The organism is Bradyrhizobium sp. AZCC 1678 (assembly GCF_036924765.1).
Lineage (GTDB): Bacteria > Pseudomonadota > Alphaproteobacteria > Rhizobiales > Xanthobacteraceae > Bradyrhizobium > Bradyrhizobium algeriense.
The window spans coordinates 1,163,301-1,182,476 of the sequence record NZ_JAZHSE010000001.1; the positions used below are offsets into that span (position 1 = coordinate 1,163,301).

At 63.6% G+C, this 19,176-nt stretch carries 13 protein-coding genes; 6 read left to right on the top strand and 7 right to left on the bottom strand.

What is annotated here, in order from left to right:
* The first annotated feature begins 100 nt into the window (after positions 1-100).
* From V1294_RS05470 to V1294_RS05485, 4 genes are all read left to right on the top strand, one after another.
* The gene (locus V1294_RS05470) at positions 101-922 is read left to right on the top strand and encodes a helix-turn-helix domain-containing protein (protein WP_334495650.1); all 822 of its coding nucleotides are present in this window, start codon (positions 101-103) and stop codon (positions 920-922) included.
* A gap of 66 nt (positions 923-988) precedes the next feature.
* The gene (locus V1294_RS05475; RefSeq protein WP_334495652.1) at positions 989-1,855 is read left to right on the top strand and encodes a 3-keto-5-aminohexanoate cleavage protein; all 867 of its coding nucleotides are present in this window, start codon (positions 989-991) and stop codon (positions 1,853-1,855) included.
* Between the two features lie 136 nt (positions 1,856-1,991).
* Positions 1,992-3,608, top strand: a complete 1,617-nt coding sequence (locus V1294_RS05480; protein ID WP_334495653.1) for an acyl-CoA carboxylase subunit beta — start codon at positions 1,992-1,994, stop codon at positions 3,606-3,608.
* On the top strand, positions 3,605-5,590 hold the full coding sequence (locus V1294_RS05485) for an acetyl/propionyl/methylcrotonyl-CoA carboxylase subunit alpha (RefSeq protein WP_334495654.1): 1,986 nt from the start codon (positions 3,605-3,607) through the stop codon (positions 5,588-5,590). Before V1294_RS05480 ends, V1294_RS05485 begins: the two co-directional genes overlap by 4 nt.
* Before the next feature lie 95 nt (positions 5,591-5,685).
* Here V1294_RS05485 and V1294_RS05490 read toward each other — a convergent pair whose 3' ends face one another.
* The 7 genes from V1294_RS05490 to V1294_RS05520 all read right to left on the bottom strand — a co-directional run bounded on the left by V1294_RS05490 (position 5,686) and on the right by V1294_RS05520 (position 14,176).
* The gene (locus V1294_RS05490) at positions 5,686-6,678 is read right to left on the bottom strand and encodes an ABC transporter ATP-binding protein (RefSeq protein ID WP_334495656.1); all 993 of its coding nucleotides are present in this window, start codon (positions 6,676-6,678) and stop codon (positions 5,686-5,688) included.
* The gene (locus V1294_RS05495) at positions 6,675-7,688 is read right to left on the bottom strand and encodes an ABC transporter ATP-binding protein (protein ID WP_334488532.1); all 1,014 of its coding nucleotides are present in this window, start codon (positions 7,686-7,688) and stop codon (positions 6,675-6,677) included. The genes V1294_RS05490 and V1294_RS05495 overlap by 4 nt, the downstream gene beginning before the upstream one ends.
* Entirely contained in the window at positions 7,688-8,581 is an 894-nt protein-coding gene (locus tag V1294_RS05500) for an ABC transporter permease (RefSeq protein WP_334495659.1), read from the bottom strand. Before V1294_RS05500 ends, V1294_RS05495 begins: the two co-directional genes overlap by 1 nt.
* Positions 8,582-8,585: 4 nt before the next feature.
* Entirely contained in the window at positions 8,586-9,533 is a 948-nt protein-coding gene (locus V1294_RS05505) for an ABC transporter permease (RefSeq protein WP_108519652.1), read from the bottom strand.
* A gap of 50 nt (positions 9,534-9,583) precedes the next feature.
* Entirely contained in the window at positions 9,584-11,179 is a 1,596-nt protein-coding gene (locus V1294_RS05510; RefSeq protein ID WP_334495661.1) for an ABC transporter substrate-binding protein, read from the bottom strand.
* Positions 11,180-11,454: 275 nt separating this feature from the next.
* Positions 11,455-13,005 (bottom strand): AMP-binding protein, encoded by a 1,551-nt coding sequence (locus V1294_RS05515; protein ID WP_334495663.1) that lies wholly within the window; start codon positions 13,003-13,005, stop codon positions 11,455-11,457.
* Between the two features lie 16 nt (positions 13,006-13,021).
* Positions 13,022-14,176, bottom strand: a complete 1,155-nt coding sequence (locus V1294_RS05520) for an iron-containing alcohol dehydrogenase (protein ID WP_334495666.1) — start codon at positions 14,174-14,176, stop codon at positions 13,022-13,024.
* A 643-nt stretch (positions 14,177-14,819) separates the two neighbouring features.
* On the opposite strand from V1294_RS05520, the gene V1294_RS05525 reads away from it, so the two are divergent.
* Positions 14,820-15,977: an efflux RND transporter periplasmic adaptor subunit gene (locus tag V1294_RS05525; RefSeq protein WP_442895425.1), complete on the top strand. Its 1,158-nt coding sequence runs from the start codon at positions 14,820-14,822 to the stop codon at positions 15,975-15,977.
* On the top strand, positions 15,974-19,126 hold the full coding sequence (locus V1294_RS05530; protein WP_334495668.1) for an efflux RND transporter permease subunit: 3,153 nt from the start codon (positions 15,974-15,976) through the stop codon (positions 19,124-19,126). Before V1294_RS05525 ends, V1294_RS05530 begins: the two co-directional genes overlap by 4 nt.
* Positions 19,127-19,176 lie beyond the last annotated feature (50 nt).

Below are 19,176 nucleotides of genomic sequence, written 5' to 3' on the forward strand. Positions count from 1 at the left end.
GCCCCGGAATGACAAACTCTTCTCTCGGTGACAGTCCCCAATTTTCCGCTATGGTTGACCCCATCGCAGCGGCCAAAGAGCCGCGCGAGGAGGACACACCATGGACGATGTCGGCCACAAATCCGGCCATCTGATGCTGATCACTCCGGAGCGCGTGTTCTATGCTGGCCTGCTCGGCCGCCCGCGCCAACGCTGTTCGGGCGCCTTCAACATCTATGTCTCGATCGAGGGCGGTCTCTGGCTCACCACCGCCGATGGCCGGGAAACCCATGGCGAAATGGTCGCCCTGTTGCCGAACATCAGGCACACCATCGCCAGCGATTATCGCTCGGTGCTCAGCGTCGTGATCGAGCCGGAGAGCGTTCGCCCCGGTGTGCTCGAAGACCTCGCACGGCGTCTCGCGGGACCTGAAGGCGCAGCGTTCACCAGCCGCATCCGCGTCGCCTATCGCGAACTGCGCGAGCATCACGCCGGCAATGAATATTCCAGCGCCGAATTCGATTGCCTGTGCCTTGGCGAGGCCCTGCCGCAGCGCATACTCGATCCGCGCGTGGTGCGCGCGATTCTGCAGATCGGAAAATTCTCCGGCGAGCCGGTGACGGCAGCGAGCTGCGCCGCGGAGGCGGGACTATCTCCGTCGCGCTTCCTGCATTTGTTCAAGGAAGAGACCGAAATATCATTCCGCTCCTTCCGCGCCTGGAAGCGCGCGCGGCATCTGCTGCACTTCGCCAACCAGGACATCAACCTTGCGCATCTCGCGCAGGATATCGGCTATCCCGACTCCACGCATTTCAGCCACTCGATCCGCCGCTTCTATGGCTTGAAGCCGCGCGCGATCTTTTCAGGTTCGCGCGATCTGGCGATCTATAGCCACCGCCATGCCGCCGCCGACAATAGCGGGTGGACGCAAGAAGCCGGCTGATGCCGGACGCATGATCGCGCCGGACATTTTCGCGATCCCTCGCGTCCCGCTTTCGAAGGTTGATCCATGGGCGACAAGGCCGTCATTACCTGCGCGCTGAACGGCGTGCTGACCGATCCGAAGCAGCACAACGTGCCAGTTACGCCGGAGCAGATGGCGCGGGAGGCCAGGGCCGCGTTCAACGCCGGCGCCAGCATCATGCATGTCCATCTGCGCCAGCAGGAGCCAAACAAGGGACATCTGCCGTCATGGGACGTCAACGTCTCCAAAGAGATCCAGCAGGCCATTCGCGAGGCCTGCCCCGGCGTCATCATCAACCACACCACCGGCACGTCGGGTCCAAAGTATCAGGGCGCGCTTGATTGCGTGCGCGAGACCAAACCTGAGATCGCGGCATGCAACGCCGGTTCGCTGAATTATCTCAAGGTGAAGTCCGACAACACCTGGGCATGGCCGCCGATGATGTTCGATAACGCGGTCGAGAAGGTGCAGGACTATCTCGACGTGATGAAGGAAGCTGGCACGATCCCCGAGTTCGAATGCTTCGACGTCGGCATCGTGCGCTGCGTCGGCATGTACAGGCAGACCGGGATGTATTCCGGCCCGCTCGAATATAATTTTGTGATGGGCGTCGCCTCCGGCATGCCGGCTGATCCGGAATTGCTGCCAATCCTGTTGAAGCTGAAACTGCCGGAAGCGCATTGGCAGGTGACGGCGATCGGCCGCGCCGAAATCTGGCCGCTGCACCAGCGCTGCGCCGATCTCGGCGGGCATCTGCGCACCGGGCTTGAGGACACCTTCTATCTCGCCGACGGCGCCAAGGTGACCTCGAACGGGCAGTTGATCGAGGCGATTGCCGCCTGCGCGCGTCGTGCGGGCCGCGAGATCGCGAGCCCCGCCGAAGCGCGGCAGATCTTTGGGACGAGGCATTGACCGTCTTGGCCGTCGTCATTGCGAGGGAAGCGAAGCAATCCATCGTGACGCACAAAAGGTATGGATTGCTTCGTCGCTTCGCTCCCTTGCGCAAACGCTCCGCGTTTGTCGCAGGCAATGACGAGCGGGGGAATTCATGGCAGTAATCGAATCAACGATCGTTCCCTCCAGCGCCGCCTTCAAGGCCAATCGCGACGGCATGCTGGCGCTGATCACACGCATGCGCGCCCTCGAAGATCGCACGCGCACCGCTTCGGCGGCGGCCAAGGACCGCTTCCACAAGCGCGGGCAGTTGCTGCCGCGCGAGCGCGTAGCGCTGGTGCTCGATCCCGGCTCGCCCTTCATCGAGCTTTCGACGCTCGCCGGCTACATGTTCGACGTGCCGGATGCGGATAAGAGCGTGCCCGGCGGCGGCGTGATCGCGGGCATCGGTTTCGTCTCCGGCGTCCGCTGCATGGTGAGCGCCAACGATTCCGGCATCGATGCCGGCGCGCTGCAGCCGTACGGCCTCGACAAGACGCTGCGGGTACAGGAGCTGGCGCTGGAGAATAAGCTGCCTTACGTGCAGCTCGTCGAAAGCGCCGGCGCCAATCTGCTGCGCTACCGCGTCGAGGATTTTATCCGGGGCGGCAACATCTTTCGCAATCTGGCGCGGCTGTCGGCGGCAGGGTTGCCTGTCGTCACCGTGACGCATGGATCGTCGACGGCAGGCGGCGCTTATCAAACGGGCCTCTCGGATTACATCGTGATGGTGCGCGGCCGCACCCGCGCTTTCCTCGCCGGGCCGCCACTGTTGAAAGCCGCGACGGGCGAGATTGCGACAGAGGAAGAGCTCGGCGGCGCCGAGATGCACACGTCCATCTCCGGTCTCGGCGACTATCTGGCCGAGGACGATCGCGACGCGCTACGCATCGCGCGCGACATCATGGCCAATCTGGAATGGGATCGGCCGAAGCCTGCGGAAGTTTCCTTCAAGCCGCCGCGTTACGATGCGGAGGAATTGCTCGGCATCATGCCGATGGATCACAAGCGTCCGGTCGATATGCGGCAGGCGATCGCACGATTTGTCGACGATTCCGACTTCACTGAGTTCGGCGCAAACTATGGTCCCGCCACCGTATGCGGCCACGCCCGCATCGAGGGGCAGGCGATCGGGATCATCACCAATAGCGGCCCGCTCGATGTGCCCGGCGCCAACAAGGCGACGCATTTTATTCAAGCCTGCTGCCAGTCGCGTACGCCGATCCTCTATATGAACAACACGACGGGCTACATGGTCGGCAAGGCCTACGAAGAGGCCGGCATGATCAAGCACGGCTCCAAGATGATCCAGGCGGTGACGTCGGCCACCGTGCCGCAGATCACGATCTATTGCGGCGCCTCGTTCGGTGCCGGCAATTACGGCATGTGCGGGCGCGGCTTCCATCCGCGCTTCTGCTTCTCCTGGCCGAACGCCAAGACCGCCGTGATGGGCGGCGAGCAGGCGGCCGAAACCATGGCGATCGTGACAGAGGCAGCGGCGGCGCGGCGCGGCAAGCCGATAGAAAAGGAAAAGCTGGACGCGATGAAAGCGCAGATCACGGGCGTGTTCGACGGCCAGATGGATGTATTCTCGACCAGCGCCCGCGTGCTCGACGACGGCGTGATCGATCCCCGCGATACCCGCAGCGTGCTTGCCGAAGTGCTCGCGATCTGCCGCGAGGCCGAGGCCCGCACGCCGCAGCGCATGCAATTCTCGGTCGCGCGGGCATGAGCGGGATGCAAGTGAAGCGGACGCCGTTTTTTAAAGTTCTCGTCGCCAACCGCGGTGAGATTGCGCTGAGGATCATGCGCACCGCGCGCCGGCTCGGTTATGGTGTGGTCGCCGTCTATTCCGACGCCGACCGCGATGCACTGCATGTTCGCGAAGCCGATTCCGCGGTGCGGATCGGAGAGGCGCTGCCGGCGCAGTCGTACTTGCGGATCGATGCGATCATCGCTGCCGCCAAGGCCAGCGGCGCCGGCGCGGTGCATCCGGGCTATGGCTTCCTCGCCGAGAACGAGGATTTCGCGCAAGCCTGCCGCGATGCCGGACTGGTCTTCATCGGCCCGTCGCCGGAGGCGATCCGGGCGATGGGCAACAAGGCGGGCGCCAAGGACATCATGCAGAAGGCGGGCGTACCTATCGTGCCCGGCTATCAGGGCGCGGACCAGAGCGACGCGACGATGCTGGCGGAGGCCAGGAAGATCGGCGTCCCCGTCATGATCAAGGCGGTCGCCGGCGGCGGAGGACGTGGCATGCGGCTGGTCACGGATGCGGCGGCATTTCCGGATGCGCTGCGCAACGCGAGGTCGGAGGCGCAGGGCGCGTTCGGCGATCCGACCATCATTCTGGAACGGGCCATCGTAAATCCCCGGCATATCGAGATCCAGGTGTTCGGCGACCGCTACGGCAACGCCATTCATCTCGGCGAGCGCGATTGCTCGGTGCAGCGCCGGCACCAGAAGCTGATCGAGGAAGCTCCGTCGCCCAAGGTGACGCCGGAGTTGCGGGCGCGGATGGGCGCGGTCGCCGTCGCTGCGGTCAAGTCGATCGCCTATGAGGGCGCAGGCACGCTGGAATTCCTGCTCGACCCAGGCGGCGAGTTCTACTTCATGGAGATGAACACGCGGCTGCAAGTCGAGCATCCCGTCACCGAGGCCGTCACCGGGCTCGATCTCGTCGAACTGCAATTGCGTATTGCAGCCGGCGAGCCGCTCGGGCTCAGGCAGGAGGATGTCAAATTCTCCGGCCATGCCATCGAAGTGCGGTTGTGCTCGGAGGACGCCAATCACGATTTCATGCCGCAGTCCGGCACAATGGCGTTGTGGCAGATGCCGGATGGCGTCCGCGTCGAGCACGCGCTGCAATCCGGCTCGGAGATTCCGCCGTTCTACGATTCGATGATCGCCAAGATCATTAGCCATGGCGCCGACCGCAGCGAGGCGCGGGGCCGGTTGATCTGTGGGCTGGAGCAGACGGCCGCGTTCGGCGTCACCACCAATCAGGAATTTTTGATTTCCTGCTTGCGTCATACGGGCTTTGCCAAGGGCGAAGCGACCACGGCCTTCATCGGCCAGCATCGCGACGAACTGTTGGCGCCGCACGCCAACGCCAACGCGGAGGCTGCGTTGGCGGCCTTGTTGCTCTACGTCACCAATCCCCATGCGCCACCCTGGCGCAGCGGGCGAAGTCTGGCGGCGACGTTTCCGCTGACGATGCGGATCGATCTTGGCCATGGCGTGCGCGAGGTGGATATCGTGCGGGAGCGCGATGGCGGGTATGCCGCCGCCGTCGATGGCAGTGAGCTTCGTTTCGAGATTGACGAGCTCGGCCGCGATGCGATCCGCTTCCGCACCGACGGCATGATGGAATCGGCAAGATTTCTGCGCGATGGCGACCGGCTGTATGTTCTGCATCGCGGTGTCACGATCGCCGTTCGCGACCTGACCCTTGCCGCACCGGTGTCGGCTGCGGCTGCCGGTGGCGACGGCAAGGTGCGTGCGGCGATGAACGGTCGCGTGGTCGCCGTGCTGGTCAAGCCGGGTGAGCAGGTCGCCGTTGGCCAGCCTGTGATGACGCTGGAAGCGATGAAGATGGAGCATGTGCACACGGCGGGCGTTGCCGGCACGGTTTCGTCGATCGATGTCGCCGAGGGCGAGCAGGTGACGACGGGCAGGATCGTGGTGGAGATCGCGGTGGCGCAAGTTGCGTAGTGCGTAGGGTGGGCAAAGCGTAAGCGTGCCCACCATTTCACGCACAGCAAGAATGGTGGGCACGTCGCTACGCTCCTTTGCCCACCCTACGAAACCTACTCCGGTCGCCCCGTTCCGTCGTTCAGCCAGCACGCTACCTCATGCCGTTCGCCAGCCGCCACCAGCGCCGGCCGCTCCACCTTGCAGCGGTCCATGGCATAGCGGCAGCGGGTGTGGAAGGCGCAGCCGGACGGCGGGTTGATGGGACTCGGGACGTCGCCGTCGACCATGGGCGCCAGTTTCTTCGCCTTGGGATCGGCGATCGGGACCGAGGCCAGCAGCGCCTGCGTGTAGGGATGGCGCGGGTTGGCAAACAACTCGCTTTTGTCCGCGATCTCGACGATGCGCCCGAGATACATCACGGCGACGCGGTGGCTGATATGGGCGACGACGGCGAGGTCGTGGGCGATGAACAGGTAGGAAAAATCATTCTTGCGTTGCAGGTCGATCAACAAATTGATCACCTGCGCCTGGATCGAGACGTCGAGCGCCGATACGGGCTCGTCGCACACGATCAGGCTTGGCCCAAGCGACAATGCCCGCGCGATGCAGATGCGCTGTCGCTGCCCGCCGGAGAACTGGTGCGGATAGTTCTTCATCTGGTCGGAACGTAGCCCGACCTGCGCAAACAGTTCGGCGACGCGTTCCTGTTGCGCGCGGCCGGTCGCAAGGCCGTGCACGCTGAGCGGCTCGCCGACGATATCGCCTGCCGTCATGCGCGGATTGAGCGAGGCAAATGGATCCTGGAACACGATCTGCATCGAGCGTCGATGCGGCCGCATCTCGGCCTTGCTGAGTCCTGTGATGTCGGTGCCGTTGAGCTTGATGGCGCCGCTGGACGGCTCCACCAGCCGCAGCACGCTGCGCGCGACCGTCGATTTGCCGCAGCCGGACTCGCCGACCAGTCCCAGCGTCTCGCCCTTGCCGACGGAGAAGCTGACGCCATCGACGGCGTGGACAGTGCCGATGCGACGTCGCAGCACGCCGCCGCGCACCGCGTAATGCTTGACGAGGTCGGTAACCTCCAGCAACGGGCGTTGATCGGTCATGGCGCGCCTACCAATTCTGTCGCGCGCCAGCACGCCGCAAAATGATCACCATCGACTTCCTGCAGCGGCGGGTATTCTGCGCGGCAGCGATCGACGGCGAGGCTGCAGCGCGGCGCAAAGGCGCAGCCCGGCGGCAGGTTGGTCAGCGACGGAACCATGCCGGGGATTTCGTTCAACCGTGCGTCGGTCTTGGCGCCGAATGAAATCACCGCCGGCATCGAGGCCATCAGCCCGCGCGTATACGGGTGCTTCGGATTCTCGAACAGGTCTTCCACGGTCGCTTCCTCGACCTTCTTGCCGGCATACATCACGATGACGCGCTGCGCGGTCTGCGCCACCACGCCGAGATCGTGCGTGATCAGGATCAATCCAGTTCCGAGCGTCTTCTGCAGATCGACGATCAGCGCCAGGATCTGCGCCTGGATCGTCACGTCGAGCGCGGTGGTCGGCTCGTCCGCAATCAACAGCGCCGGCCGGCACGCCAAGGCCATCGCGATCATCGCGCGTTGCCGCATGCCGCCGGAAAGCTGATGCGGATATTCCAGCGCGCGGCGTTCCGGCTCGGGAATGCGGACGAGGCGCAGCATCTCGACCGCCTTGGCCCACGTCTCCCTGGAGGTCATTTCCCGGTGCAGGCGCAGCACTTCGGTGATCTGGTCGCCGATCCGCATCACGGGATTGAGCGAGGTCATCGGCTCCTGAAAAATCATCGAGATCCGGTTGCCGCGGATCTTGCGCATCTCGGCCTCGTCGAGGCCGAGCAGGTCGGTCCCTTCCAGCGTCACCGAGCCGCCGACCACCCGCCCGGGCGGGTCCGGCACCAGCCGCATCACCGACAGCGCAGTCACGCTCTTGCCGCAGCCGGACTCGCCGACGATCGCCAGCGTCTCGCCGCGGCGGACGCTGAACGAGACATCGTCGACCGCGCGGAACAGACCTGAGTTGGTGAAGAACACCGTCTGCAGGTTCTTCACATCGAGAACCATGTCGTCCTTCTGCGCCTCGGTCATCAGCCGCGCTGCCTCGGGTCGAGGATGTCGCGAAGCGCGTCGCCGAACAGATTGGTGCCGAACACCGCAAGGCTGATGGCTACTCCCGGGAAGATCACCAGCCACGGCGCGGTGCGGACATATTCCGCCGCCGATTCCGACAGCATGCGTCCCCAGGACGGATAGGGTTCGGGAATGCCGAGGCCGAGGAACGACAGCGAGGCTTCGGTGAGGATGGTGGAGCCGAGTTGCGCGGTCGCCAGCACGATCAGAGGCGCCAGCGTGTTGGGCAGCACGTGGCGCAGCGCGATGCGGGTCTCGCTCATGCCGATCGATTTTGCGGCTTCGACGAACGGCAGTTCGCGCAGCGCCAGCGTATTGGCGCGAATGACGCGGGCGACCGTCGGGATCAGCGGGATCGCAATCGCGATGATGACGTTCGGCAATGACGGCCCGAGCGCCGCCGTCATCACCAGCGCCAGCACCAGCAGGGGCAGGGCCTGCAGAATATCGGTGATGCGCTGGAATAGCAGGTCGACCCAGCCGGACAGATAGCCCGATGCAAGGCCGACGACGACGCCGATTGACGATCCCAGTGCGGTGGCCCCGATGCCGACCGCCAGCGAAATCCGTGCGCCGTGGACGATCCGGCTCCAGACGTCACGGCCGAATGAATCGGTTCCCATCCAGTGCCGCGCGCTGGGCGAGGCCAGCCGTTGCGCGGAATCGACGCTGAGTGGATCGTAACGGCAGATCAGGTCGGCCGAGATCGCCATCCAGACGAACATCACCATGATGACAAGGCCGATCGTGCCGAGCAGATAGCGCTGCGCCAGAAACAGCAGACGGCGCCAGCCATGCGTCGAATGGGCGCCGGCCCGTCTTAACTCGCTGTCGAAATTGATCGTGGCCAAGCGGCTAATCCCCATAGCGGATGCGCGGGTCGATCGCGGCGTAAAGCATGTCGACGGTGAAGTTTGCGACCACCACGACCACGGCGATCAGCATCACGAGATTCTGGACGATCGGGTAATCGCGCCAGCGCAGCGCCTCGACCAGGAAGCGGGCGACGCCGGGAATATTGAACACAGTTTCGGTGACGATCAGCCCGCCGATCAGGAACGCCGCCTCGATGCCGATCACGGTAATGACCGGTAGGATGGCGTTCTTCAGCGCGTGGCGATAATTGACCGACGCCTCGGAAGCGCCCTTGGCGCGCGCGGTGCGGATGTAGTCCTGCCGCAGGATTTCCAGCATCGAGGACCGCGTGATGCGCATGGTCAGCGCGGCGCTGCGAAAGCCGACCGCCATTGCGGGGACGGCATAGATCGCAAAGGCCTCGGTCCAGGTCTTTGGATTCGGATTGTAGATCGGCATGCTGCCGAACAGCGAAACCGAGGCCATCAGGATCAGCAGGCCGAGCCAGAAGGACGGCAGCGACAGGCCGCTCAGGCTGACGACGCGCAAGGTGTAGTCGAGCCGCGAACCCTGATGGACTGCGCTGAGAACCCCTAGGGGAATCCCGATGGACGCAGAGAACAGCAGCGCCAGCGCCGCCAGCCGCGCGGTGATTGGAATGCGCGGCAGGATCTCCTGCAGCGCCGGCTTTTCCGACACGTAGGAATAGCCGAGATCGCCGTGCAGCAGCCCGCCGATCCAGTTCAGATATTGCTGGTAGATCGGCAGGTTGAGGCCAAGCTCCTTTTCCAAATTGGCCTTGTCGGTGGGGTCGACGAAGCCGGCGGCGTCGAACAGGATGTCGACGATGTTGCCGGGGACGACGCGCAGCAGCACGAAGATGATGATCGAGATCCCGATCAGGGTCACGAGCATCAATGCGAGGCGTCGCACGATATAAGCAAACACCTGGCGGTTTCTCCCTGGCAGGCTGGCGAACGGATTCCGCGGCTGAACTTTTACTTGTCCATCCAGACGTCTTCGTAACGATAGCCGTTATAGGAGCTGTTCACCATGATGGTGATGCCCTTGACGTAAGGCTGCCAGCAGGAGCCGTTCCGGCTATGGTATATGATCGGCCTCGCCACATCTTCCTGAAGCTTCTTGTCGATCTCCCAGACCAGCTTCTTGCGCTTGGCAACATCCTTCTCGACCGACTGCTGATCGAACAGTTTTTCGATCTCCTTGTTGCAGTAGTTGGTGTAGTTGCGCTCCGATCCGCAGGAATAGTTCTCGTAGAACGACTGGTCGGGATCGTCGACGGCGTTGCCGGTGAGGTTGAGGCCGAGCGCGTAGTCCTTGCGCGCGACCTTCGGGAACCATTGCGCGGTGTCGACGACGTCGAGTTCGCCATCGATGTAGATGCTCTTGATCTGGTCGATCAGGATCACGGCGGGATCGCGGTAAATCGGAATGTTGCGCGTGGCGACCTTGACGGCGAGGCGCTTGTCCGGGCCGTAGCCCGCCTTCTGCATCAATTTACGCGCCTCTTCCCGGTTGGCGTTGATGTCGGGGCCGTAGCCCGGGATCGATTCCAGCATTTCCTTCGGCATCGCCCACAATCCGCCCGGCGCAGGCAGCATGGTGCCGCCGATATCGGCCTGCCCCTCGAACAGGATCTGCACGAACGCCTTGCGATCCAGCGCCAGCGCTAGCGCCCGGCGAATGTCCGGATTGTCAAATGGAGGGGAGGACGAGTTGACGATGATGTTGGTCGAAACATTGATCGGCTCGACCACGCAAACCGCGTTCGGCGCCTGCGACTTGACCTCCTTGAGCAGCGGGATCGACACTTCGGTCGGGAACGTCATGTCGAATTTTCCGGAGACAAATCCGAGAATTGCCGTCGAGCGGTTGGTAATGATGGTGAATTCGATGCCGTCGAGATGCGGCAGGCCCTTCTTGAAGTAATCAGGGTTCTTCGTGAGCTTGATCGACTCGTTGGCCTTGAACTCGACGAATTTGAACGGGCCGGTGCCGATCGGCTTGGTGCGCATGTCGGCCGGAGAGACGTGGCAGGGGTAAACCGGCGTGTAGCCCGAGGCGAGCAGCGACAGCAACGCCGGCTGCGGCCGCTTCAATTCGAAGGACGCTTCGAAATCGCCGTTGACGGTCACGTCACTGACCTGATCATACCAGGACTTTCGCGGGTTCTGGCGGAACTTCTGCTGCGATTTGCCCATCACCATGTCGAAGGTGCATTTGACGTCGGCCGACGTGAACGGCTTGCCGTCATGCCATTTGACGCCCGGCTTCAGCTTGAAGGTCAGTTTCTTGCCGTCGCTGCTCCAGGCCCAGTTCTCCGCGAGATCGGGGACAATCGAATCCACGCTGTTCTGCGCCACGTCCTGCTTGAAGACGACGAGGTTGTTGAAAATCGGCATGAAGGGAATGTTGATCGAATAGGTCGCGCCTTCGTGGATCGAGGCGCTGCCCGGGCTGTCGCGGTGATAGACCCTGAGGATGCCGCCCTGTTTCGGCTCGCCGGCCGATGCAACGTCAAAAGCCGGCAGCAATAACAATGCCGCGACAACAAGCGCTTGCACGCTCCGCATGATCCCCTCCACATTTTTCGGTCTCAACCGGCCGATTGGTATCGAGGATACCATGGCGCGGCGTTGGAGCAACCTGCCAAGCCAATGCGAGGATCGGCAATTCGGACTAATCGAAATCCGCGTGGCGGAACGCGCGCGCTGCTTGGCCCATTTGCTGCGAAATCGGCAGGTTCGTTGCAGCGCAGCCGCTGCGTCGGCGCTCGCGCCGTAATGTCTCGCCTGATGATGCACTGCACCACCATGCCTCATGCTTGCGCTCGATTTGCGCGCCGGCCTCATACGATCCGCGAGGTCTTGTTGCCCCAATAGCGATCGCGCAACAGGCGTTTGTAGAGTTTTCCGGTCGGAAGCCGCGGCAATTCCGCTTCGAAATCGATCGAGCGCGGCACTTTCTGGCGCGACAGCGACAGGCTGCAGAAGGCGATCAACTCGTCGGCCAGTTCCTGCCCCGGCGAAACGCCCGGCATCGGCTGCACCACCGCTTTCACCTCTTCGCCGAGATCCGGATTGGGCACGCCGAACACCGCCGCGTCCGCGATCTTGGGATGGGTGATCAGGAGGTTCTCGCATTCCTGCGGATAGATGTTGACGCCGCCGGAGATGATCATGAAGGTCGCGCGATCGGTCAGATAGAGATAGCCGTCATCGTCGACATAGCCGACGTCGCCAACCGTGCTCATGCTGCCGTCGGCCGAGCGGGCCTCCCGGGTCTTGCCCGGATCGTTGAAATACTCGAACGGCGTGGCGGTCTTGAACCACACCGTGCCCGCTGTGCCGACCGGGCAGGGCTGCATGTTCTCGTCGAGAATGTGCAGATCGCCGAGCAGCACCCGGCCCACGGTGCCGCGATGGGCCAGCCATTCCTCGCTATTGCAGGAGGTGAAGCCGAGCCCTTCGGTGGCGCCGTAATATTCATGGATGATCGGTCCCCACCATTTGATGATGTCGTCCTTCACAGCCGCAGGGCAGGGCGCGGCGGCGTGGATCGCGATTTCGAGGGATGACAAATCATGGCGGGCGCGCACCTCTTGCGGCAGTTTCAGCATGCGCGAGAACATCGTCGGCACAAGCTGGGTATGCGTGACGCTCCATTTCGGAATCAGTGCGAGATATTGTTCGGGATCGAACCGTTCCATGATGATGGCGGTGCCGCCCATCTTGATCGTGAGGTTGACGGCCGCCTGCGGCGCCGAGTGGTAGAGCGGCGCCGGCGACAAATAGATCATGTCCTCGCGGTACTGCCAGATCTTCACCAGGAAATCGAACAGCGGCAATTGCTGGTCGGCCGGCAGTTCCGGCAACGGGCGCAAAATCCCCTTCGGCCGGCCGGTGGTGCCGGAGGAATAGAGCATCGCGGTGCCGACGCATTCATCTGATATCGGCGTGTGCGGCAAGTCAGCCGTTACTTCTTGCAGGCCAACGATGCGGTCGCTTTCGCCGTCACCATCGGCGACGATGCAAAGCTCTACCTGCGGGCATTCCTTCAGCGCCTCACGCGCGACATCGAGTTTTTCCCTGGATGTGATGAGGATGCGCGACTGGCTGTTGGTCAGGATATAGGCGAGCTCGCTCGCGGTGAGGTAAGAGTTCACGCAGGTGTAATAGAGGCCCGAGCGTTCGCCGGCGCCGCAGGATTCCAGATAGCGGCTGTTGTTCTCCATGAAGATCGAATAGTGATCGAGCCGCTTCAGGCCGCGGTTGCGAAGCAGATGCGCCAGCCGGTTGGAGCGCGCCTCCAGCTCGCGATAGGTAACGGTCTCGCCGGTATCAGCCATGATGAAGGCGGGCTGTAGCGGACGAAGATGAACGTGCTTGCCGGTGTACATTGTCGTTCTGGTCTCCCTAGGCGGCCAACTCGAGAATTTCGCGAAGCTGTGCCGGCCCCTCGATCTTGCGCGGATTGCGCGGTACCCAGGGCGTTGCCATCGCCTGTTGTGCGATACGGTCGAAATGCTCAGGTCCAACTTTGACCTCGCGCAGGCTGCGCGGCATGCCGAGGTTACGAATGAAGGCGTCGAGCACGTCGCCGGCGTCCTCGTTCGGGTGTCCCATCGCGGCTGCGACCTGCGCCTGCCGGTCGGCGTTGACAGATTTGTTCCAGCGCATCACCGACGGCAGCATGACGCAGGAGGTGTAACCGTGCGGCACGCCGAATTCCGCGCCGAGCACGTAGCCGATGCCGTGGCTGGCGCCCATCGGCACGCCCGAGGCCAGCGGTCCGGTCGAAAGCCAGGTGCCGATCTGGCAATCCATCCGCGCGTCAAGGTCTTTGGCGTCGGCCTTCACCCGCGGCAGCGCCTGCGCCAGCATCGACAGCCCCATCAGCGCCTGGGCGTCGCCGTAAGGATGCGCCTCGCGCGCGCAGATGCCCTCGACGCAATGATCGACGGCGCGGATGCCGGTCGAGAGCCACAGCCATTCCGGGGTGTGCTGGCTAAGCCAGGGATCGAGAATCACCGCGCGCGGCATCAGCAGTGGATGGCGCAGGCCTTCCTTGACCTTGGTGTTCTCGTTGGTGACTCCAGCCGCGGCTGAGAACTCGCCGCCGGCAATCGTCGTCGGTACGCTGATCTGGCGCACCGTCGGGGCGGTGAGCTGCGGCGAGGCGCCGCGGCCGGCCCTGATCCTGTCGATGTCGTCAGGATGGCGGATATCGTTGGCGAGGCAAAGCTGCACCGCCTTGGCGCCGTCGGTAATCGAGCCGCCGCCGATGGTAACGATTAGATCGGCATTCGCGGCGCGAGCCTGTTCGCTGGCGGCAATGACGGCCGCGCGCGGCGTGTGCGGCGGCATGGCATCGAAGGTGCCTGCGCAGCGCGGCCCCAGCCCGCGGCGAATGTTCTCGATTTCATCGGTTTCGCGGTTCAGCGTGCCGCTGACCATCAGGAAGGCGCGTGTGGAGCCGAGCCGGCTCAACTGCTCGACGAGCGCCTCGGATGCCGGCCGTCCGAACACGACCTCATCCATCGCGCCGAGTACGACACGCCCTTTGTGCACGCTTGTCCTCCCCGGACATTTTTGTTTGGCCCTTGTTGCGAGCCTTGGCGGCAAGGTTAGCGGAGGAAATTGGCGGCGTCATGCCCGAAGATGATGCGGCCCGGATGGAGCGAAGCGAAATCCGGGATGGAGTTGGAGTGATCCCGGATATCGCGGAGCCTGTCATCACTGTGCGCGCCCCGCGACGAGCGCAATTGCGCTCGCACAGTGATGACAGGCTCCGCGATCTCCGGAAAACGGTGTTAGAGCAACCCCGGATTTCGCTTCGCTCCATTTACGAAGCTGGTTTGCCCGTCGGCTATTTCGATGCAACTTGCCGCGGTCATTCCGGGGCCGACGTAACGCCTTCGCGTCACGTTTTCGTCATCGGCCAGCGGTTAGCTGAGCGCTCGCCGCAACGGTTCCGCCGTCATCGCAGTGCAAAAAACATGAGATCCGCATAGAGCGGCGCGTTGGCTACGCGGATGCATAACGATTGTGCTTGATCCCGCCGGGTTCTTGACGAGACTGGGAACCGATCACATCTGTGGCCTCCGCCATAAGTTCCACGGCGGCTTTCATCCATCAGGGATGTCGAGAGGGGAGATGGGGTTTGACTGCAACTGAGCAATTGAAACGTCCGGTTTTGCCGGCGGGGGTCGACATTCGCTCACCTCGTAGCCTCAAATGGTTGACCCCGCTGCTGGCGCTGGCGCTGTCGGCCTGCGGCGACAAGCCGGCGCAACAGGCGGCCCCCGCGGCGCCTGCCGTCACGGTCGCGCAGCCGGTGAAGCGCACCGTCACGGATTGGGATGAGTTCACCGGGCGGTTCGAGGCAATTCAGGAAGTCCAGGTTCGCGCCCGCGTCGGCGGTTTCGTCACCAGCGTCGAATTCCGAGACGGCTCCATCGTGCGCGCGGGCGATCTGCTTTATGTGATTGACGCCCGTCCGTTCGAGGCGGTCGCCGAGCAGGCCGATGGCCAGTTGTCGGACGCACGTGCGAGGGCCGAACTTGCCAGGCGTGAGCTCGACCGCGCGCTGACGCTGAACCAGACGCAAGCCGTGTCCGATTCGATCGTCGACCAGCGCCGGCAGACCCTGCAGGCGGCGCGCGCCGCGGAAATGCAGGCCGAAGGCGCGCTCAAGGCCGCCAAGCTCAATATCGAGTTCAGCCATGTGATGGCGCCGATCACCGGCCGGGTGAGCCGTCATCTGGTCACGCCGGGCAATCTCGTGCAGGGCAGCGAGGGCGGCGCGACGCTGCTCACCTCGATCGTCTCGCTCGATCCGATCTACATCTATTTCGACGTCGACGAGGCGACCTACCTGCGAAACAGCCGGCTCTGGTTCGAAGGCAAGCGCCCGAGTTCGCGCGATACGCCGAACCCGGTCGAGGTGACGCTGACCGGCGGGACCAAGCCCTCGCATGAGGGCAAGATGGATTTCCTCGACAACCGCCTGGATGTCTCGACCGGGACGCTACGCAGCCGCGCCGTCATCCAGAACAAGGATCTCTCGATCCTGCCCGGCCAGTTCGGCCGGGTTCGGATCATCGGCAGCGCGCCCTATGAGGCGCTGCTGCTGCCGGACACGGCTGTCGCGACCGACCAGTCGCGGAAGATCGTTTTCGTCGTCAAGGACGACAATACGGTCGAGGCAAAGCCGGTGACGCTTGGGCCGCTCGATGAAGGCCTGCGCGTGATCCGTGAGGGCCTGAAGCCGGAAGACCGCGTCATTATCGACGGTCTGCAACGGGCACGGGTGGGGGCAAAGGTCACCCCGCGGCCCGGCGACATCAAGCCGGCCGGTGCCAAGACATGAATCTCGGCCGGCTCTCCATCAACCAGCCCATTTTGGCGATGGTGCTGTCGATCGTGCTGCTTATTGTCGGCGCGATCGCCTATACGACGCTGCCGGTTTCGGAATATCCGCAAGTGGTGCCGCCGACGGTGACGATCACCACGCAATATCCCGGCGCCTCCGCGCAGACCGTCTCCGATACGGTCGCCGCTCCGATCGAGCAGGAGATCAACGGCGTCGAGGACATGCTGTATCTCTACAGCCAGGCCACCTCGAACGGACAGTTGACGATCACGGTCACGTTCAAGCTCGGCACTGATTTGGACAAGGCGCAGGTGCTGGTGCAGAACCGCGTCGCGATCGCGCAGCCGCGGCTGCCCGAAGAGGTGCAGCGCAACGGCGTCGTCACCCGCAAGAACAGCCCCGACATATTGATGGTCGTGTTCATGCTGTCGCCGGACGACACGTTCGACCAGCTCTATATCTCGAACTACGCGCTATTGCAGGTCCGTGACCAGTTGCTCCGGCTCGACGGCGTCGGCGACATCCAGATTTTCGGCGCGCGCGACTATTCGATGCGGCTGTGGCTCGATCCGGACAAGATCTCCACGCTGGGCCTGACCGCCGGCGAGGTGGTGGCGGCGATCCGCTCGCAAAACGTGCAGATCGCGGGCGGGCAGATCGCGGAACCCCCGATTGCCGACCGCGCCTTCTCGCCGAATCTCACCTTTACCGGCCGCCTGAAGGACCCGAAACAGTTCGAGGAGATCGTGGTCAAGGCCGGCGCCGACGGGCGCACGGTCAAGCTGCGCGACGTCGCGCGGATCGAACTCGGCGCGCTGGCCTATTCGACCAACAGCTTCCTGCTGCGGAAATCCGCCGTCGCCATGCTGGTGACCCAGCGGCCCGGCTCCAATGCGCTCGCGACCGCCAAGGGCATTTCGAACACCATGGAGCGGCTGAAGGCGAGCTTCCCGAAAGGGCTCGACTACAATATCGGCTACAATCCGACCGAATTCATCGCACAGTCCGTCAGCGAGCTGATCAAGACGATCTACGAGGCGATGGCGCTGGTCGTGATCGTGGTGCTGGTATTCTTGCAGGGCTGGCGGCCAGCCATCATTCCGATCATCGCGATCCCGGTGTCGCTGGTCGGCACCTTTGCCGTGATGGCAGCATTGGGATTCTCGATCAACAATCTCACGCTGTTCGGCCTCGTGCTCGCGGTGGGCATCGTGGTCGACGATGCGATCGTGGTGGTCGAGAACGTCGAACGCCATCTCGAGCACGGCATGAACCGGCGTGACGCCGCGCTTCGCACCATGCAGGAGGTCGGCAGCGCGCTGGTTTCGATTGCGCTGGTGTTGTGCGCGGTGTTCGTCCCGACGGCGTTCCTCGGCGGCATCTCCGGGCAGTTCTTCCAGCAGTTTGCCGTCACTATTGCGGTCGCGACCGCAATTTCCTGCTTCTGCTCGCTGACGCTGTCGCCGGCGCTGGCCTCGCTGATCCTGCAGCCGCACGAGGACAAGAGGCCGCCGGCACGCTGGAATTTCATCGCCCGCGGCTGGGGTGCTTTTACCGGCGTCTTCAATCGCGGCTTCGATCGGTTGGCACACGGCTATGCCAGCGCGGCCGATTTCGTGATCCGGCATTCGGTGGTGATGTTGCTGGTGTACGTGGCGCTGATCGGCGGCGCCGGATGGCTGTTGATGACAACGCCGCAAGGTTTCATCCCGGCGCAGGATCGCGGTTATGTCATTGTCTCCGTGCAATTGCCGGGCGCGGCGTCGCTGGCGCGCACCACCGAAGTGGTCCGCGAGATCGAGCGCATTGCGCTGGATACGCCCGGTATCGTTCGTGTAGCTGCCTTCGCCGGCTTCTCGGGTGCAACCCGAACGCAGGCAAGCAATGCCGCCGCGCTATTTCCTGTATTCGAAGATCCGGAAGCGCGCCACAAGAAGGGACTTTCCGCAGGCGCGATCGCCAACAATCTGCGCAGCCGGCTGGCGAGCATCCAAGGTGCCTTCATCATCGTCATCCCGCCGCCTGCGGTACCCGGCATCGGCACCGGCGGCGGCTTCACCATGCGGATTCAGGACCGCCAGGGCCGCGGCTCCGAGATGCTTGCCGCGGTGACGGGTGAACTGGTCGGTGCGGCGAGCAAGGCGCCGGGCCTGACACAGGTGTTCTCCACTTTTGCGGCCAACACGCCGCAACTGTTCGTCGACATCGACCGCGTCAAGGCTCAGAAGCTCGGCGTGCCGATTGCGAACATCAACGATACGATCCAGACCTATTTCGGCTCGTCCTATGTCAACGACTTCAACCTGTTCGGCCGCACCTACCGCGTCACGGCGCAGGCCGATCTGCCGTTCCGGAAGGAGACATCCGATCTCGCTCGCCTGCGCACCCGCAACGCCGCCGGCGACATGGTGATGCTCGGCAGCGTCGTGAGTTTCAGCGACATCTCCGGCCCCGACCGCGTCGCGCGCTACAATCTCTACCCCGCGTCCGAGCTGCAGGGCGAGACGCTGCCAGGCACGAGTTCGGCGACCGCGATCGACATCATGAAGAAGTTGACCGAGGAGACGCTGCCGAGCGGCTTCTCGTTCGAATGGACCGACCTGTCCTATCAGCAGGTCACCGGCGGCAACACCGGCCTTTACGTGTTTCCGATCTGCGTGCTGTTCGTGTATCTCGTGCTGGCAGCACAATACGGCTCGTGGAGCCTGCCAATCGCGGTCATCCTGATCGTGCCGATGTGTCTGCTCGCCGCCACCATCGGCGTGCGGATCATGGGGCAGGACGTCAATATCCTGACCCAGATCGGTTTCGTGGTGCTGGTAGGGTTGGCGGCCAAGAACGCCATTCTCATCGTCGAGTTCGCGCGCGATATCGAGCTCGAAGGCAAGCCGCGGCTGGAGGCCGTGATCGAAGCCTGCCGGCTGCGGTTGCGGCCGATCCTGATGACATCGTTCGCCTTCATCCTCGGCGTGCTGCCGCTGGTGATCTCCTCGGGCTCCGGCTCGGAGATGCGTCAGGCGGTGGGGGTCGCCGTGTTCTTCGGCATGCTCGGCGTTACGCTGTTCGGCCTGATCTTCACGCCGATCTTTTACGTGATCGTGCGGAATCTCGCGGACGGGAAGGGCAAGAAGCCGGCGGCGGCGTGAGTGGCGGATCCGTTCATTACCGTCGTCATTCCCCGGTGGGCAATTGCGCA

What these genes read in the sequence shown, in the direction of transcription:
- V1294_RS05470 (WP_334495650.1), top strand. Translation starts at nt 101, where the DNA reads ATGGACGATGTCGGCCACAAATCCGGCCATCTGATGCTGATCACTCCG.
- V1294_RS05475 (WP_334495652.1), top strand. Translation starts at nt 989, where the DNA reads ATGGGCGACAAGGCCGTCATTACCTGCGCGCTGAACGGCGTGCTGACC.
- V1294_RS05480 (WP_334495653.1), top strand. Translation starts at nt 1,992, where the DNA reads ATGGCAGTAATCGAATCAACGATCGTTCCCTCCAGCGCCGCCTTCAAG.
- V1294_RS05485 (WP_334495654.1), top strand. Translation starts at nt 3,605, where the DNA reads ATGAGCGGGATGCAAGTGAAGCGGACGCCGTTTTTTAAAGTTCTCGTC.
- V1294_RS05490 (WP_334495656.1), bottom strand. Translation starts at nt 6,678, where the DNA reads ATGACCGATCAACGCCCGTTGCTGGAGGTTACCGACCTCGTCAAGCAT.
- V1294_RS05495 (WP_334488532.1), bottom strand. Translation starts at nt 7,688, where the DNA reads ATGACCGAGGCGCAGAAGGACGACATGGTTCTCGATGTGAAGAACCTG.
- V1294_RS05510 (WP_334495661.1), bottom strand. Translation starts at nt 11,179, where the DNA reads ATGCGGAGCGTGCAAGCGCTTGTTGTCGCGGCATTGTTATTGCTGCCG.
- V1294_RS05515 (WP_334495663.1), bottom strand. Translation starts at nt 13,005, where the DNA reads ATGTACACCGGCAAGCACGTTCATCTTCGTCCGCTACAGCCCGCCTTC.
- V1294_RS05530 (WP_334495668.1), top strand. Translation starts at nt 15,974, where the DNA reads ATGAATCTCGGCCGGCTCTCCATCAACCAGCCCATTTTGGCGATGGTG.